Raw genomic sequence first — 16,985 nt, forward strand, 5'->3', positions numbered from 1 at the left:
AAGGCTAAAAGGGGACGGTAAGTTTGACGGTATTTGGAGCCAGACTCACACTCGCTATGATTTATGCTTATGAGTATGGACGCTAAAGTTTCTCATGTTTAGCGATTATGCTTCATAAGCAAAAGTAGAAAAATAAAGTTGAGCAATATTCAATAAATATTTAATTTTTGTTGATTTTAAGTAGTAAAAAGTAATAAATGTTTAATGATAGGAAATGTTTTTTTGCCTGATCTCTGCTAAGGAATTACCCTTTACATAATAATAATCGTCTTTTTTAAAGCCTTATTTAAACTTAGAAAGTAATCCCTTTTTTACCTTTTCGTTAACTTAATGTTAAGCTTAGGTTTTCTATAGCATGTTTTAGTGTGGATTAGATATGATAAAGAAGGATTTGATTAGTTTTAAGCCAAAAAGGAGAATGAATGATCAGATAATTGCCGGAATTGGGAAGAAAGTGAGGAGTATACGGCAGCAACAGAACCTCAAATTACATGAGGTAGCCAAAGAAGCCAATATTAGTAAAAGCCTGCTATCTAAGATAGAGAATGGTAGATCTGTCCCCTCGCTACCAGTGTTAGTCTCTATTATTCAGGCTCTGAATGTAGAATTTACCAGCTTTTTTGAAGGCATAGAAGCTAACGGCCAGGTGCCATTTATTCATAAAAAAAGAGAAGATTACATTTTTACAGAAAAGGAAAACAGCATTGGCTTTGTGTATAAGCACATACTAAGTAAGCATGCGTCTAGTGTTATTGTGGAGGCAGTGATTCTTGATTTACAGCCAGGCTCCAAGAGAGAGTTTGTAACCACCGATGGTTTTGAATTTAAGTACATTCTGAGTGGAGAAGTGGAGTACCATATTGGCGAGCACATTGTAGAAATGAAACAGGGCGACTCTCTGTTTTTTGACGGCCGTATACCTCATGTACCTATTAACAATAAAGAGAAAAACTGCTCTATGCTGGTAGTTTATCTGCTTACTCCACCGGACATTCAGGGTGGTTAGTTAGTACTATCGCTTTGAAGGTCTATATAAACCGGCAAATGATCACTATAACCTCCTTTGTACTCAAAACCTTCGTAGGTAGGGTAGGGTTGCTGCTGGGTGTTTCCTTTGGTTTGTAGGAGCCACTCAGTATCAAACACCTGGGCTGAACCTTGACGGTACACAAAATCAGCACTGCCCTTACGATCATCCAGCAGGCTTTGCGATATGAGTATTTGGTCTAACATTTTCCAACTGCTTCGGCTATAGTAGCTGCCCTTATCTGCCTGATCCAACTTGTACATAGGGTTGTACAAATCTCCGGTATTAAGTTGTTGTGTTTCTCCGTGTGCACCCAGCCTGAAAACAAAGCTTTTGTTATCGGGCTCGTCATTAAAAGTGCCCATGACTACAATATTCGCGTCCTCATCATTAGCTAATATGTCGTTTACTAACTGACGCAAAGTGTGAGCGGCTGAGAGTCGTTCTTCTTCGCTTTTGCTCATACCTCCCTGGCGATCAGGCCAGTCGGTTATAAGTAAGTGTATGGTATTACTCTCCATATTACTACGTTCACCCAATATGCCGGAAACCTGTAGGATGTCTGGTGGGCGATGCCCGTTACTATCAGCAGGAACATTTACAGCTTTGGCTAGGTAGGGTGTGAAAAATACTGATCGGTATAGTAAGGCTACATCCAGGCTGTTGGGGGGAGGGGTATCAAAATGAATAATTTCGTAGCTATAATCGCTTAGTTTTTCGTGTTTAACTATATCTCGTAGCACCTGGCCATTTTCAATTTCTGCCAGGCCTATCACCTCCGGCATGTTTAGGGCAGCAATTACTTGCACAATTTTATCTAGCTTCGCCTGATATCTTTCATCTGTCCATTGCTTTTTACCTGATGGTAAGTAGTCAGCATCTTCTTCAATAGCCGGGTCGTCATGTATATCATAAAGTTGCTCTACATTGTAAAAACATATGCGTAGTCCGGAAGGCTGGCTGGCAGATGTTTCTTCCTGAACCTGACTGGCACATGCAGACAGAAGTAATGCTAGAATGGCAGGTTTACACCCTTGAACAAAAAATAACTTCATGATGAAAAAATGATGAATCTTAAAAAAGTCTAATGATATAATCATTATGCAATCGTAAAGTTAAGTAAATTCAACAAGATTGCTCAATACCCGTTAGTTTCCATAACTTTGTGCCGTTTATTGAAAAAAGAAAAAATCAATAGCTATGAAGAAGTCAGAAATAAACCTGACCATACATCTTGACGATGAAAATGTGCCTGAAAAAATCTTTTGGGACGCTACTGACAAAGAAGGAGAAAGCGATTCTGCTGCTAATGCTATTAGCCTTTCTATCTGGGACCATCTGCAAAAAAATACCCTTAGAATAGACCTTTGGACCAAGCAGATGCCTGTAGATGAAATGAAGAGGTTTTCAATAGATACTATTGGCGGTATTGCTCAGACCATACTTTCTGCTACAGGAGATACCTATATGTCTGACGAAATTAACGAGCTTTGCGATAAACTGGTAAAGCATGTTGAAGAAGAACAGCGTAAAGAAAACCAAAAAGCGAAAGAGTAGTTTGATAATCAGAACTATAAGCCGTAGCTAAACGGACTTGTATATTGATGAAAACTATTTCGCGATGGAAGAAGAGTATTTACTGCAGGCATGGAAAGAGGCAGAAAAAGGTAAAACGCCCTTTGGAGCTGTTATTGTAAAAGAAGGAAAGGTTTTAGCCTCTGTATGTAATACAGTAAGCCAAAGCAAAGACCCTACAGCACATGCCGAAGTCAATGCTATACGAAAAGCCTGCGAAGTAATTGATAGTACTCAACTCCAGAGTGCAGTGCTATACACCACTTGCGAACCCTGCCCTATGTGTATGTCTGCCATCATTTACACGGGCATAGGCGAAGTGGTGTATGGTGCTTCTATCCCTACCATAAGCAAGTACCTGCCGCAAATATCGTTACGAGCTTCCGAAGTGCTCAATCGTAGCGATCAGAAAATCCTCATCAAAGCCATAGGAAAGGAAGATCAGTACGAGAAACTACTGGAACAGTACAGTTAAGAACAATGAATTGGTGTCTTTAAACTGACATCTGGCGCAATCTTTGTCTTATTTTAGGAGAATCTTTTGTATCATTAGCGCGTTAGCGTAATGAAAACGAATTTACCTATGAATAAAATAATGCTTAGCTTACTGACGGTCAGTATATTGGTGTTTTTCTCTTCTTTTACTGAGCCTCCTAAAGAGGAAAAAATCCAGAACGAAATTAACTGGATCACCATAGAAGAAGCACAGGAGCTCTCTGAAAAAGAACCTCGCAAAGTAATTATGGACGTGTATACTGACTGGTGTGGGTGGTGCAAAAAGATGGATAAAACCACTTTTGCCGACGAGAAAGTGGTAGAGTATGTTAATAAACACTTTTATGCGGTAAAATTTAATGCCGAGAAAGACGAAACTTTTGACTTTAAAGGTCAGGAGTTTACTAACCCTCAATTTACCAGAGCACTTAGAGTAAGTGGTTATCCTACAGTTGTATTCTTTGCCGAAGACTTTTCTAAATTTCAGCCAGTAAGTGGCTATCGTCAGGCAAAGGAGTTTTTAGAAATGCTGGAATCCTTCAACCAGGCAGAACCTGCTGGTAAATAAACTCTTTCAGAAAATTTTGGGTTGTCAGTTATCCGTTACCTTTGTAAAGTGAACAGATAACTGACTTTTTTATGCAGTACGCTAGTGTAGAAGATACTATAGTCGCTCTTTCTACCCCAGAGGGAGTTGGAGCCATAGCCGTAATTCGTTTGTCCGGTAAAGATGCTATCCGTATCGTCAATCAGGTTTTTCATGGTAAAGATCTGGAAGCTCAGGCAAGCCATACCCTCCATTTTGGTACCATCCGCGAAGGTAAGGAGGTGCTAGACGAAGTAGTAGCTTCAATATTTAAAGCTCCTCATTCTTTTACCAAAGAAAATGTGGTAGAGGTATCCTGCCACGGCTCTCCCTACATTGTGCGTAAATTAATTCAGCTTTTTCTAAAGCAGGGGGGGAGGCTAGCTCAGGCTGGCGAATTTACCAAACGTGCTTTCATGAATGGCCAGTTTGATCTGGCGCAGGCAGAGGCAGTAGCCGACCTGATAGCTTCAGACTCAGAAGCTTCTCATAAGGCAGCTCTTAATCAGATGCGTGGTGGCTTTTCTGAAGAAATTAAAACGTTACGTGCTCAGTTAGTGCATTTTGCTTCTATGATAGAGCTGGAGCTGGACTTTGTAGAAGAGGACGTAGAGTTTGCTGACCGTGCACAGTTAGAAGGGTTGATTAACGAAATCCTGAGAGTTATTAATTTACTAATTGACAGTTTTGATCTGGGTAATGTTATTAAGAACGGTGTGCCTACTGTAATTGCTGGAAAGCCTAACGCTGGAAAATCTACCTTGCTCAATGCCTTACTTAACGAAGAAAAAGCTATTGTTTCTGATATACCGGGTACCACCCGCGATTTTATAGAGGATGAAATCAATATAGGTGGCATAGGCTTCCGCTTTATTGATACAGCAGGGCTGCGCGAAACTACAGATAAGGTAGAAGCAATAGGAGTAAAGCGCACTTATGAAAAGATGCGGAAAGCTTCGCTAATTATCTATCTTTTTGATCTGGAGCATGATAATCTTCAGGATATTCATCGGGCAATCAACCAGCTTGAAAATCAGGGGATTCCATTCATTAAGGTAGGTAATAAAATAGATAAGGCGCAGCCTGATTTGCTAGATGCTGTAAGAAAGATTGAAGATATCGTTTTTATCTCTGCTGAAAAGAAAGACAATCTGGAAGGATTAAAACAAAAGGTAATGGACTTCGTAGACCTTGACAAATTTAAGACCAGCGGGACCATAGTTACTAATGTAAGGCACTATCAAAGCCTTCTGCAAACCCGGGAAGCACTTCAAGACGTGCTCAACGGGTTGGCACAAGAAGTCACGCACGATTTTCTTGCTCAGGATATCCGCCATGCATTACACTACCTTGGGGAAATCACAGGGGAAATAACCACTGACGACTTGCTAGGCAATATATTTAGCAAATTCTGTATTGGAAAGTAGTTGTCTTTCCTTTGTTTATCAAATCCTTTCCTATAGTATGTTAAAAGCTATTTTTGTTTCTTTTCTTTATTGCTAATTTGCCTATTTTTCATATTATTTGTTGCTAATTAGTTGCTGGATAACTTGCTTTTCGTTGCTAGGAATAAAAAGTATATGATAAGGAGAATTTATGTTACATTTAGATACAATAAGATACATGATGATATCAATAGTTACAACAACGCTATATGAAAAATAGAAATGAGTAGTAACATTCGAGTGCCTAAAATTTGCCAGCATTGCGGTGCAGAATTTATCGCTAAAACTACTGTGACAAAGTATTGCGGAGATAATTGTGCAAAGCGTGCTTATAAGAGACGTAAACGAGAGCAAAAAGTGCAGGAGGTCACACCAGTAGTAGCTCAAAAACAAGAGTACAATCAACAGCAACTTAAGGATAAGGAATTTCTAAGTATTGCTGAAACTTGTACACTCTTGGGAGCCAGTAGAATGACTTTGTACAGGCAAATCAAAGGTGGTAAAATCAAGGCAGCAAAAATCGGTAGACGTACGATTATTAAAAGAACAGAAATTGAAAAACTATTTCAATCATGACAGTAACGTTAAGAAAGCGTAATCAGGGAAAGAAAACCAGCTTATATCTTGATTACTATCATAAAGGTAACCGTAAATTAGAATATCTAAAGCTATATCTTGATCCTAAGGCAAAAACAAAACAAGAAAAGGAATTAAATAAACAAACTTTACAATTAGCAGAAACCATTAGGGCTCAACGGCAAATAGAAATTTAGAATGGGTATTATGGATTCCGTGATACTGAAAAATTGAAAGGTAATTTTCTGACTTATGTTCGGACTTTAGCTGAAAAAAAGAGAAGTAGCGATGGTAATTATGGAAATTGGAAGAGCATGTTAAAATTTCTTGAGGAATTTGCTCCTTCTCATCTAACTTTTGCCCAAGTAGACTCTCATTTTGTGGAGGATTTTAAATCATACTTAGATAAGGATGCAAAAAAGAAAAATAATAAGGGCTTGTCTCAAAACTCCAAGTATTCTTATTTCAGCAAATTCAAAGCGGCATTAAAGCAAGCTGAAAAGGATGAAATAATAAATAGGAACCCCGCAAAAAATGTTAAAGGTTTTGAACAAGAAGAGTCTGAACGGGAGTTCTTAACCTTAGAAGAGTTAGAAGCAATAGTAGAGACCGAATGTGAGATACCAATACTTAAATCTGCTTTTTTATTTTCGTGTCTTACTGGTATAAGATGGGCAGATATAGAAAAACTAAAATGGTCAGAGGTTCAATATTCTCAAGAGCTAGGATATTTTATTCGTTTCAGACAAAAGAAAACAAAAGGTGCAGAAACGCTTCCTATTTCAAAAGATGCATGTCTACTATTAGGTGAAAGAAAAGATAGAGATGAATTGGTCTTTAAAGGGCTGGAATACTCATCAGAGAACAATGACAAGTTACAACGGTGGATTGATAGGGCTAAAGTTACCAAAGATATTACTTTTCACTGCGCCAGGCATACCTATGCTACCTTACAACTTACCTTAGGCACTGATATTTATACAGTTTCCAAAATGCTATGCCACAGAGAGTTGAAAACCACTCAGGTCTATGCCAAGATCATTGACGACAAGAAGAAAGAAGCCGCTAACAAAATCAAGCTCGCCCTTTAATACAAGAAACTATCGCTGAAGAAAAGGACCAGGAAGGAAAGAAGATAGAGCTACCTAAATTTGATTGGGCGAAGTTTCAAAAAGACCATTTTACCTATAAATGGCAGTTTTTCTCTGAAAAACATGACGACCATTTTGAGTACACTGATGATTACCTATATGAAAAAGGTGCAATCATGGAAGGTGAAGATCGGATTGAATGCATTGGATAAACCGGAGTATATTGACCCCTCAAATCCGGCAGAAAATTTAGATACTCAATGCTCTTTTTGAGCTTGAAACGCATGCCAATCCGGCAGATACTGCCCCCTCTAAATATATTGACGTTGACTTGTACCGGAGCAAATTGACCCCTTGAGGGTATGATTCCGGAGGAAGTTGACCCCTCAAAACTTAAGGTTTTGGTTCTTTAGCGATCATCAACTATCGCTAAAAAGACCCTTATGGCAGGTAAACCAAAATCTATGAGCACGATCAAACAACTCATACTTCTACATCAGCAAGGCAAAGGGCGTAAGACCATTGCCCGCACACTAGGCATCAGCAAGAACACCGTTAAAGTATACCTGGAGAAACTCAAAAGCCTGACTACCATCAAAGATGGCAAAGGCTACACAATAGAAGAGCTGTTCAGAATGGAGCATCCGGTACTGGAGGCAAAATTTCATCCGGGAAACCCTGCCTACAAAGACGACCGTTATGAGGATCTGAAGGCCAGACTTGACTACTACTTTAATGAGTTAAAAGAACGTGGGGTCAATAAAAAACTACTTTGGGAAGAATATAGACAGGGTAATCCAGATAGCTATAGTTATTCTCAATTTTGTTTTCATCTCCATCAGTTACAGATAGCCCGCAGACCATCCGCAGTGCTACACCATCATCCTGGAGAGAAGCTCTATATTGACTTTGCAGGTAAGCCATTGAGCTATATAGACAAGTCCACTGGTGAGGAGATCAAGTGCCAGGTATTTACGGCCTGCTTACCCTTCTCTGACTACAGCTTTGTGATGGCTGTAAGGAGCCAGTCCACTGAAGATTTTCTCTACGCCCTTTCCTGTTGTTTGCATGAGTTGGGTGGCGTGCCTCAAGCATTAGTACCGGATAATCTAAAGGCTGCGGTAGTCAAGACTAACCGCTATGAACCGGAGATCAATCGTGCGCTAGAGGATTTTGCCAATCATTACAACACTACAGTAGTACCTGCCAGGGTTCGTAAGCCTAAAGACAAAGCACTAGTAGAGAATCAAGTGAAGCTGATCTACAGCCGGGTATATGCCAAGTTGCGTCACATGGTCTTCTTTGACCTGTCTTCCCTGAATGTAGCCATCAAAGAAAAAGTGAGAGATCATAATCAAACTCGCATGCAAAAGAAGCCCTACTGCCGGGAAGAGCGCTTCATATCCGAGGAGAAGACACACCTCTTGCCTCTACCAGTTGAGAGATACCAGATCAAATACTACCGAGAGTTAAGAGTGGCCAAGAACAACCATATCTATCTCTCTGAGGATAAACACTACTATAGCGTCCATTTTAAAATGATTGGTAGTAAAGTCAAGGTCATCTACACCCGCAGTATGGTTTATATCTTTTCCAAAGGAGAGCAGGTAGCTGTACATATCAGGAACTTCCACCAGGGTGGTTATTCTACTACCAAAGATCATCTCTGTTCGCAGCACCAACATTACAAAGACAGGAGCCCGGAATACTATCGTAGGCAAGCTGCCAAAAAATCGGCTATACTCCATAAACTGGTGTGCTGCATCTTTGAGCAGAATCGCTATCCAGAACAGCTTTACAGAACCTGTGATGGTCTGTTTGGCCTGGAAAGGAAAACCGAGCCTACACGTTTTGAAAAGGCCTGTCAAATGGCATTGGATTGCCACAACTACACCTACAGCTTCGTAATGAATGTATTGGAAAATAAGATGATAGAGGTTCAGTCCACTATCTCTGAAAAGCCTCTACCCAAGCATAATAACCTCAGAGGGAAAGAACATTATCAACAGTTAGAACTAAATTATAAAACCAATGAATCAAATTGAGACACAGCTAAACAAGCTCAAATTACATGGGATGATCAAAACTTGGGCAGCCTTGCAGGAGACCAGGAAACTTCATGAGCTATCCTTACTGGATGGATTAGAAGTTTTACTTCAGGCAGAGGAGCAGGAAAGGGATCTTCGTAAGTTCAAAAGGTTAGAGTACAATGCTGGTTTCCGCTACAAAGCATCTATAGAAGAGCTACGCTTTGACCAGAAAAGGGGCATAGACAAAAACCTGATTACCCGTATGTCCACCGGTGAATACATCCAGAAAGGAGAGTCAATCCTTGTGACCGGTGCCACCGGTTGTGGGAAAAGCTTCCTCTCCTCTGCTCTAGGGCATCAAGCTTGTCTGATGGGATTTAAAGTAGCTTACTTTAATACTCAGAAACTGCTGCTTAAAACCAAGATGTCTCGTCTGGAAGGCACCATCTATAAGTTCTTTGAGAAACTGGCCAAGACAGATCTGCTCATCCTGGATGACTTTGGCCTGACCCACCTGGAAAAACAGCAACAAATGGATCTGATGGAAATCATTGAGGACAGACATAGTGCTAGATCCACCATCATTGCCAGTCAGTTACCTGTTGCTAGTTGGTATGATGTCATTGGGGAGGAAACTATTGCTGATGCTATCCTGGATAGGCTAGTGCATACTTCTCATAGAATTGACATCAAGGGTGAGAGTCTAAGAAAAAAAGTGTAAAATTGTCATACCATCGGGTTCTTCAGAACCAAACCTGAATTAGGGGGGCAATATCTCCGGTACAGGGGTCAACATCACCGGAATATCCATGCATTGAAGTCCAACTCTATAAATCACCCGAGAAGCCACCATATGACTTTCATATAAGGTATAGTAATTGGCAACTTGCTTTAAGAGTAGAGTTTTTCAAAGAAGTGTTTGATGAACGTGCCTTTGTAGAAGGTTACCAGCCTCAGCACAAGTTTCTCAGCCTCGTAATTCCGCCAACATTACACCATGAGATACTCAATATCATTAATGACTTTGAGCTACTTCAAATTCGTGACCTACTGTTAGAACTCATTGCTTCTGCACAGGACATCTATATTCGTGATGTTGCCTTTTGGGAAAGACCTGAAAACCAAAAGCTCATTACTTCAGCCGAAAAAGAGACTGAAAAAGCCATTCAGGTTATTGAACAATCTGGAATTGACTGGAAGTCATTAGAAAAATATGATAACAAACCATTTCCCAAGCTCGACCATATCAAGTTTGTGTTCAATAATGGTACTATCAAATTAGAGCACGAATGGCTAGCGAAAGAGTTCATTGAGAACATGAAACGTGCCTATGACGACCTGCACTACAAGAATTGGAAAAAAGACCTTGCACGATATCCGTTGAGATTTGATGAGAATGCTCATAAGTCGAAATTCAAGTACCGCTTAGCCAAATCATACTACAACCTTCTGACAAAGATTAAATCCTTTAAAGTAACTGAATCCACCCCCTATCCTAACCAACTGATGCTCTGCATTGCTAAGTTGATTGAGTTCTCTTTAATACCTGTTGGCGATTGGGCAGACTCAGATGATGTAAAAGTCAAGCACATTAGAAATTGGTTGAAGCGAAACGACCTTGAGCCTAAGCTCACTTTTGCCGAAGTTCCTGCTGACCTTGAAAAACTGAAACAGTACTTTGAGCCCAATTTCCTTGAAATGGCTAACGCCACTAAACGTGCAGATGCTATTTCTGTGGCTTTCTTCATTTGTCAACGTTTTGATATCCAAGACCTGCTCCCAGAACTAATACATATTGCTTCCTGCATTACAGAAACCAATTGGCTTGTCGGTCACCAGATGACTTCAAATAGTAAAATGAATGAGCCTGTTATTCCTGAAATGAATGCATTCAGGCAACTCATGAACGGTATTAAAGACAAAAAGAAGCTCACTTCCTTGAAGTTCACTTTAGAAGGCAAAGATGGTGAACAAGAGCTTTCTTCTCGTTTACCTCTTTACCTTATAGAAGAAGCTTTAAAAGAGTATTACCATAGCGACCAGATTGAATTTGATTCAGATGTAATTCCAACTACCTACAAGAAGAATGAAGATGGTTGTATTAAAATTGAAAAAACTGCACAGTTTAACCTACCACATGAACGTCATTTGGTTCGCTTGGTACATTCACTATATAACTACCTCAAAGAACATTCAGGGATAGAAGAAGGAGAAATTCTACCGGGTGAAAAGTACTATGAAATCATTGGAATTCTATTCAAAGAAGCATGGGTGTTTTACAATAAAATGGTTGATGATAGATCGGTAGTTGAGAAAATCAAGCAATGGCACCAGTTGAGACCAGAATCATAAACTATCCATATTTTAACTGATTGATTATCAATAGGAACAAAAACAGATTAAAACACCACTTCACTGTTCCTTTAGATGCCTTTTTATAGTTGCAAATTTGCCTAAATGGTTTACAAACAATACGGACTATGAAGGCAAATAATAATTTAAAAACTAGGGTCAATGATCTTGAAAGAAAGGCCTCCATTCTATGTAAAGTAAAAAAAGGTAAAATGAATAAAGGAAAAGCAATTATCTCTTCAGTATTTATTTTAGAAAAATTGTGGAAACTAATTAAGTATCTATTTTCAGAATTAGGCCTATGAGCGTATCATTTGAAAAAAGGTTTCCTTTTTAAGTAGCGTCTAGAGCAAGATTTGCAACCTATGGATTGCTGAATGTTGCTGGAAATTGCTCGCACTTGCTTTTCAAATTGCTACAACTTGCTGAAAATTAATTTCTTAAGTTGAAGAATATTGCTACTTATTGCTAGAAATTGCTTTTTTTTTGGGTTTAAGTCCTTGCCCATATAGCTATTTATTGCTGAATATTGCTCTAAGTTGCTGGCTCATTTCCCGCAAATTGCTGGTGATTGCAGGCTTATTGCAAAAGTCCCTAGCTAAAGAAGATACTTGCAGCATCAAGTTTTAATGCAAAATAAAGAACCTATTGCTGGCAAATTTTTCGTAAATTTCTGGCTGATTTCCGGCAAATTGCTGTTGCAATTTTTTTACTTATTAAAAAATGTTACTTTTTTTCCTGATCTCCAATTCAACAGTTTTCGCAATTTACTGCAAGGAATAGCAAGGGTTATCAAGGAATAGCAAGGCCTGGCAATATTTAGCAATTTTATGCAAGCCAGAGAAGATGATCATATCATTAATCCAACTTTTATGTCTTACCCAATCATAGAATTTACAGAAGTTAACATCTCAGAGAAAAAAAACTCAAGATTTGATATTACTAAATCAGATATTGAAAGCCATATGGCGGAGATCAAATGTAGTTTCATGGCTGCATATAATGAAATATTGCTTAGGCGATTGAGTGATTATGGTAAATCAGAGAAAAAGGAGTTTATCATATATCATTTGGAAGGTATATCTGATAAAAAAGAATGGCTTTTTTCTTTTGAGAAGCTTGTAAAGTCTCGTGTCGATAGTGATAATGATTTGTCTACAATGGTTTGGCAAAAAGATTTAAAAGGAGTAGAAGAAATCTCTGAAGATTTGATCAAGAAGATTAATAGTAGCACTTCTGACAAAATTGTAAGAAAGATTCAAACTGAGCTTACAGTTCCTCAGCTTGGATACTTATTAAGAGCCTTCTTTGAAGAAGGCATTTTTACACCAAAGCAAAAATCAGATTTAATTAAGGTGTTTTCAGAAAACTTTTCTTCTAAAAGTAGAAAGGATATTTCAGCTAAAAGTCTCAGAAATAGTTTTGATTCTCCTGCTCTAAAGGAAATTGATGAATTGCAGGAGATTTTTACGCATTTAATGCAAAGAGCAAAAAAAGACAAAGAAAAATAGACAATTCATCTAGTTGATAATCAGCAATTTAAGTAAGGGTGGTTCCACCCTCCACAACTGTTTTCTCTTCCTTTATTAGGTTTTCTTTACGCTGAAGTTTGTCGGGAGTACGTGCCTGACTTCTGGCAAACGATAGGCGCATCTTAATCATTTTCAAAAATTTAAATCTGATAAAGATGTCACAAGATCATCTAATAATTGAAAGACTTGAGCGAATTGAGAGATTACTTTCAAATCAAGCTCAGGGAATAAAGGAAGTATTGAGTTTTAATGAGACATGCCAGTACCTGGAGCTTTCTCAGTCTCACTTGTACAAACTTACGAGTACTGGAAACATTCCTCATTATAAGCCAAATGGAAAGAAGCTGTATTTTAAAAGAAGTGAGTTGGACAGTTGGTTGCTCCGCAACCGTAGCAATGATAGGGAAGAAGTAGATCAAATGGCTGCCAATTATCTCATCAAGAAGGGGAGGATCAAACTATGAATAGGGATATTCTCTTCCTCCATGAGGAACCCAGGGTGAAATGGAATTTCTTTTTCCCACCACAAATTCCACTTATTGTAATCTCACTATCTATTATGGATAGTGGGGTTTCTACCCCACTGCCTTTTAGAAGACTGTCTCACGATATTGTAGCTCCTCAATTTACTTGGTGTACAGTGAGTTTTTCTGAGAAAACTTCAAATTGTTGATATTATGGAGTTGTCAGAAAAAGATTTGTTGGCCAAAACAAATGGTGGCCTGAATATCTATGCCCATATCTTAAGGCGGTATTATCAAGGAGAAGTCGTACTCCGATTAGTAGGCAAAGTATGTGAGATTACTAGAAACCCTTTTTATGATGATTCGCTGACGTTACAAATAGCCCAGGAGAACGGTCAATTCATGTTTAAGGATATATTGAAACCAGAATTTGTTGGCTCTGCATTTACTTTTGCTTCTTGGCATTACAAACTTGAAGGGCAGGCACTTTTACAGCTGCTGAATAAAAACATGCCTTTGCGTATTGGTGAAATTGGTTGGTATGCTAGTGGTTGCCAGGCCAACACAGAAAAGACTTATAAAAAACCACTACAGATACCAATGTTCAGCTATTATAAAGGACCCGTCAGTAATACGCTTCCTGAGAAAAATGTAAGTCTGCTGGAAGTATTCCATATGATTCAAGGTACTCAGTTCCTGAAAAGGACTGAGTACCTACGAACACTCAAAGATTCAGTAGCAGCTAGGAGCTTCAAAGCGAAGCATTTTGATTACGTCACCTTTTCAGGCTTGTTTTCCAAAAGAAACGATAGATCTCTTCTTAAGCATTCAGGCTTGGTGGCTATTGATTTTGATCATGTAGATCAAGTAGCAGATCTCAAAAATCAGCTTTTAGAAGATAAATATTTTGAGACAGAGCTTCTTTTTACTTCTCCTTCAGGAGATGGTATCAAATGGATCATTAGTATTGATCTGACTGAGGTTACCCACAAAGAGTATTTTCAGGCAGTCAGTGCTTACATAGAGCATAATTATAAGCTCAAAATTGACTCGGCAGGTAAAGATGTTTCCCGTGCTTGCTTTCTACCCTATGACAACGAAGCATATATTAACCCCAAGTATTTACCAAAATGTTAAAATTCAAGTTTAACCCTAGAAAATGGTTGGATACCAGTAATTCAAGCAATATAGAGCAACCTAAACAGGAGGCTATATTAAGAGAATTAAAAAGTACCTATCAAGAAGTATTAAAAGTAGTAGAACAAATTGAGGCAAAACAGATTGATATCACTTCAGCTTATGAAGATTGGCGCAATATAGGTTTTGCCTTAGCAGATGAATTTGGGGAGAGTGGAAGAGATTTGTTTCATAAGATAAGTTGTTTTTATCCTGATTATTCTCAGTCGGAATGTGACAAACAGTTTGAAAAGTGCCTTCAATCCAAAGGAACGGGTATTAGTTTAAAGACCTTTTTTTATCATGCAAAAAATGCAGGTATCAAAATTGCAAATGCAGCAACTTTGAGCAATAATCAGCAACTTCCAAATTTTACAGACACTGTTTATTCAAACCTTCCAGAATTTTTGCAAAAGGTGGTTCGGGTTGCCAATACCGCCGAAGAGCGAGATATATTGCTTTTGGGTACTTTAACTACCTTAAGTTCATGCTTTCCAAAACTGTATGGTATATATGATGGTAAAAAGGTGTACTCCAATCTATTCCTTTTCATTACAGCCCAGGCTTCCGCTGGAAAAGGGCGTTTAGTGCATTGCAAACAATTGGTTAAGCCTATTCATAAAGAATTTAGAGAACAAGCAAGCTTACTTAGGCAACGCTTTGAATTTGACATGTCTGATTATCATTCTAACAAAGGAAAGGGGAGTAATGCAAATGGAGCTGAAAAACCTTCTAAACCTCCTGAAAAAATGCTCTTGATCCCTGCTAATAATAGTACAACCGGAGTATTTCAACTACTATCAGATAATGAAGGGAGAGGGCTGATTTTTGAAACGGAAGGCGATACGCTCTCTCAGGCATTTAAGAGTGATTATGGAAATTACAGTGATGGATTCCGAAAAGCATTCCATCACGAAACAATTTCATATTACAGGAGAACGGATCAGGAGTATGTAGATATAGAAACACCATGTATCTCTACCGTACTTTCTGGTACACCTAAACAGATAGCCACCTTAATTCCTGACGCAGAAAATGGACTGTTCAGCCGATTTATTTTTTATCGCATGAATGTACAAGCAGTATGGAAAGATGTTTTTGCGGCAAGTTCAAATAATGGATTGGATAAGTATTTTGATGAATTAGGGAAAGAATTTCATGAGTTTTACAAAGTATTAGAGGGTAATACCGAAGTGCGATTCTATTTATCGGTTGACCAGGAAGTAGAATTCAATCAATTTTTTGTACATGTGCAGAAAAAGTATCTTGATTTACTGGGGATTGACTATATGGCAACCGTTCGCAGATTAGGACTAATAACTTTTAGAATTTCCATGATCTTATCAGCCCTAAGAGTAATGGAAACTGGAGATATCAGTAACAAATTAATCTGTGAGGAAAGAGACTTTCAGGTGGCTCTTTCAATCGTCAAGGTGTTGTTAGAACATTCTAGTAAAGTTTTTTCTGAACTATCAGGCCAGCAAAAGCCAGTAAAAAAGAAGAACCGAAAAGAAATGTTTCTTGCCAACCTTCCTCAAACTTTTAATCGGCAGCAATACCTTGAAGTTTCGCAAAGCCTTTCAATAGCAGATAAAACAGCAGAAGGGTATATAAAAAAGTATATTGACAATGGAGTAATACAGCGGGAATTCCATGACAGTTATATCAAAATGGTAGATCAGGAAACTAAGGATTTGAAGGAAGTTGAGTAAAGATATACTTCATTTCCTTAGAATCCTTTAATTCCTCTCTTATCCATTTTTGAAACTATCTACAATAGATTTTATCTTCTTTTTCTTTGCCTTTTGTAACCTTTCTTTGTAATTTGAAGTATTCTACAAATAAATGAAGGTAAAAATAGGAGATATAGCCCATTTACAGTTTGGTTTTTATGCGAAGCCAGAAGAGGCAGGTGAAGTGGCTTATCTGCAAGTTAAGCATTTTGATAAGTTAGGAAAGGTGTCATCTGAAATGGATGCATTCATTCCAATGAATAAGAAAAACGAGTCTCATTTGCTCCAAAATGAAGATATTCTTTTTGTAGGTAAAGGGCTGAGAAACTTTGCCTGGACATACCACAGCTCAATTGGACCTGCTATTGCATCGTCCATTTTTTTTGTCATTAAAGCGGATAAGGCAAAAGTGCTACCGGAATATCTGACTACGCTTTTTAATTTGCCGCAATCTCAGGCATATTTTCAGACATTAGGAGCAGGAAGCTCTATTCCATCCATTCGGAAATCTGAATTGGAAGCTTTCACTATTAATCTTCCACCTTTAGAGGTACAGGAGAAGGCTGTAGCCATTAAGCTCTTACACGAACAGGATATAGAGTTGTCACATAAAATAATAGCCGAAAAGGAAAAAGTATATCAATCAGTAATTCATCAATTAATCCAGCACAGTTATGACTAAAAAGACTAGACATGTTGTGCCAAACTCCCAGGGAGGTTGGGACTCAAAAAAAGGTGGATCAGATAGGGTGTCAAAACACTTTGACACTAAAAAGGAAGCCGAAAAGTACAGCAGGAACCTATCCAATAAAGAAAAGTCCGAGCTTTTCATTCATGGGAAAGACGGTAAGATCCAAAGAAAAGATTCCAATGGAAATGATCCCTTTCCACCCAGGGGATAAA

Annotated in this window: 20 protein-coding genes; 18 read left to right on the forward strand and 2 right to left on the reverse strand. The window is 38.5% G+C overall.

Features of this window, described 5'->3' with window-relative positions; translation table 11 throughout:
- The first annotated feature begins 418 nt into the window (after positions 1 to 418).
- On the forward strand, positions 419 to 1,006 hold the full coding sequence (locus PZB74_RS12250) for a helix-turn-helix domain-containing protein (protein WP_302236362.1): 588 nt from the start codon (positions 419 to 421) through the stop codon (positions 1,004 to 1,006).
- Here the strand turns inward: PZB74_RS12250 and PZB74_RS12255 are convergent.
- Positions 1,003 to 2,082, reverse strand: coding sequence for an endonuclease/exonuclease/phosphatase family protein (locus PZB74_RS12255; protein WP_302236363.1), 1,080 nt, complete (start codon positions 2,080 to 2,082; stop codon positions 1,003 to 1,005). The genes PZB74_RS12250 and PZB74_RS12255 overlap by 4 nt on opposite strands.
- Before the next feature lie 145 nt (positions 2,083 to 2,227).
- On the opposite strand from PZB74_RS12255, the gene gldC reads away from it, so the two are divergent.
- The 12 genes from gldC to PZB74_RS12315 all read left to right on the forward strand — a co-directional run bounded on the left by gldC (position 2,228) and on the right by PZB74_RS12315 (position 12,688).
- Positions 2,228 to 2,584 (forward strand): gliding motility protein GldC, encoded by a 357-nt coding sequence (gldC, locus tag PZB74_RS12260; RefSeq protein ID WP_302236364.1) that lies wholly within the window; start codon positions 2,228 to 2,230, stop codon positions 2,582 to 2,584.
- Positions 2,585 to 2,621: 37 nt separating this feature from the next.
- A complete protein-coding gene (locus tag PZB74_RS12265) occupies positions 2,622 to 3,077 on the forward strand; it encodes a nucleoside deaminase (RefSeq protein WP_302236365.1) in 456 nt (151 codons plus the stop codon).
- Positions 3,078 to 3,185: 108 nt separating this feature from the next.
- Positions 3,186 to 3,665: a thioredoxin family protein gene (locus tag PZB74_RS12270; RefSeq protein WP_302236368.1), complete on the forward strand. Its 480-nt coding sequence runs from the start codon at positions 3,186 to 3,188 to the stop codon at positions 3,663 to 3,665.
- A 71-nt stretch (positions 3,666 to 3,736) separates the two neighbouring features.
- A complete protein-coding gene (gene mnmE / locus PZB74_RS12275) occupies positions 3,737 to 5,110 on the forward strand; it encodes a tRNA uridine-5-carboxymethylaminomethyl(34) synthesis GTPase MnmE (RefSeq protein ID WP_302236370.1) in 1,374 nt (457 codons plus the stop codon).
- Between the two features lie 240 nt (positions 5,111 to 5,350).
- Complete coding sequence (locus PZB74_RS12280) at positions 5,351 to 5,704, forward strand: helix-turn-helix domain-containing protein (protein ID WP_302236372.1); 354 nt, start codon at positions 5,351 to 5,353, stop codon at positions 5,702 to 5,704.
- Positions 5,701 to 5,901: an Arm DNA-binding domain-containing protein gene (locus PZB74_RS12285; protein WP_302236374.1), complete on the forward strand. Its 201-nt coding sequence runs from the start codon at positions 5,701 to 5,703 to the stop codon at positions 5,899 to 5,901. Before PZB74_RS12280 ends, PZB74_RS12285 begins: the two co-directional genes overlap by 4 nt.
- Positions 5,902 to 5,934: 33 nt before the next feature.
- Positions 5,935 to 6,795, forward strand: coding sequence for a tyrosine-type recombinase/integrase (locus PZB74_RS12290; protein ID WP_302236376.1), 861 nt, complete (start codon positions 5,935 to 5,937; stop codon positions 6,793 to 6,795).
- Between the two features lie 123 nt (positions 6,796 to 6,918).
- Complete coding sequence (locus PZB74_RS12295; protein ID WP_302236379.1) at positions 6,919 to 7,068, forward strand: hypothetical protein; 150 nt, start codon at positions 6,919 to 6,921, stop codon at positions 7,066 to 7,068.
- 191 nt (positions 7,069 to 7,259) lie between these two features.
- A complete protein-coding gene (istA, locus tag PZB74_RS12300) occupies positions 7,260 to 8,840 on the forward strand; it encodes an IS21 family transposase (protein ID WP_302236381.1) in 1,581 nt (526 codons plus the stop codon).
- Positions 8,827 to 9,546: an IS21-like element helper ATPase IstB gene (gene istB, locus PZB74_RS12305; protein WP_302236383.1), complete on the forward strand. Its 720-nt coding sequence runs from the start codon at positions 8,827 to 8,829 to the stop codon at positions 9,544 to 9,546. Before istA ends, istB begins: the two co-directional genes overlap by 14 nt.
- Positions 9,547 to 9,740: 194 nt before the next feature.
- Complete coding sequence (locus PZB74_RS12310; RefSeq protein ID WP_302236385.1) at positions 9,741 to 11,177, forward strand: hypothetical protein; 1,437 nt, start codon at positions 9,741 to 9,743, stop codon at positions 11,175 to 11,177.
- A gap of 830 nt (positions 11,178 to 12,007) precedes the next feature.
- On the forward strand, positions 12,008 to 12,688 hold the full coding sequence (locus tag PZB74_RS12315; protein WP_302236387.1) for a hypothetical protein: 681 nt from the start codon (positions 12,008 to 12,010) through the stop codon (positions 12,686 to 12,688).
- 28 nt (positions 12,689 to 12,716) lie between these two features.
- Here the strand turns inward: PZB74_RS12315 and PZB74_RS12320 are convergent, their stop codons facing one another.
- Positions 12,717 to 12,839 (reverse strand): hypothetical protein, encoded by a 123-nt coding sequence (locus PZB74_RS12320; RefSeq protein ID WP_302236389.1) that lies wholly within the window; start codon positions 12,837 to 12,839, stop codon positions 12,717 to 12,719.
- Positions 12,840 to 12,864: 25 nt separating this feature from the next.
- Here PZB74_RS12320 and PZB74_RS12325 point away from each other — a divergent pair, with 25 nt between their 5' ends.
- From PZB74_RS12325 to PZB74_RS12345, 5 genes are all read left to right on the forward strand, one after another.
- On the forward strand, positions 12,865 to 13,173 hold the full coding sequence (locus tag PZB74_RS12325; RefSeq protein WP_302236392.1) for a helix-turn-helix domain-containing protein: 309 nt from the start codon (positions 12,865 to 12,867) through the stop codon (positions 13,171 to 13,173).
- Between the two features lie 213 nt (positions 13,174 to 13,386).
- Positions 13,387 to 14,310: a BT4734/BF3469 family protein gene (locus PZB74_RS12330; protein ID WP_302236394.1), complete on the forward strand. Its 924-nt coding sequence runs from the start codon at positions 13,387 to 13,389 to the stop codon at positions 14,308 to 14,310.
- Positions 14,304 to 16,061, forward strand: coding sequence for a DUF3987 domain-containing protein (locus PZB74_RS12335; protein WP_302236396.1), 1,758 nt, complete (start codon positions 14,304 to 14,306; stop codon positions 16,059 to 16,061). The genes PZB74_RS12330 and PZB74_RS12335 overlap by 7 nt, the downstream gene beginning before the upstream one ends.
- A gap of 133 nt (positions 16,062 to 16,194) precedes the next feature.
- A complete protein-coding gene (locus tag PZB74_RS12340; RefSeq protein ID WP_302236399.1) occupies positions 16,195 to 16,764 on the forward strand; it encodes a restriction endonuclease subunit S in 570 nt (189 codons plus the stop codon).
- A complete protein-coding gene (locus PZB74_RS12345) occupies positions 16,757 to 16,984 on the forward strand; it encodes a DUF2188 domain-containing protein (protein WP_302236401.1) in 228 nt (75 codons plus the stop codon). The genes PZB74_RS12340 and PZB74_RS12345 overlap by 8 nt, the downstream gene beginning before the upstream one ends.
- Position 16,985: the final 1 nt, after the last annotated feature.

It is taken from the genome of Porifericola rhodea (genome assembly GCF_030506305.1).
GTDB lineage: Bacteria > Bacteroidota > Bacteroidia > Cytophagales > Cyclobacteriaceae > Catalinimonas > Catalinimonas rhodea.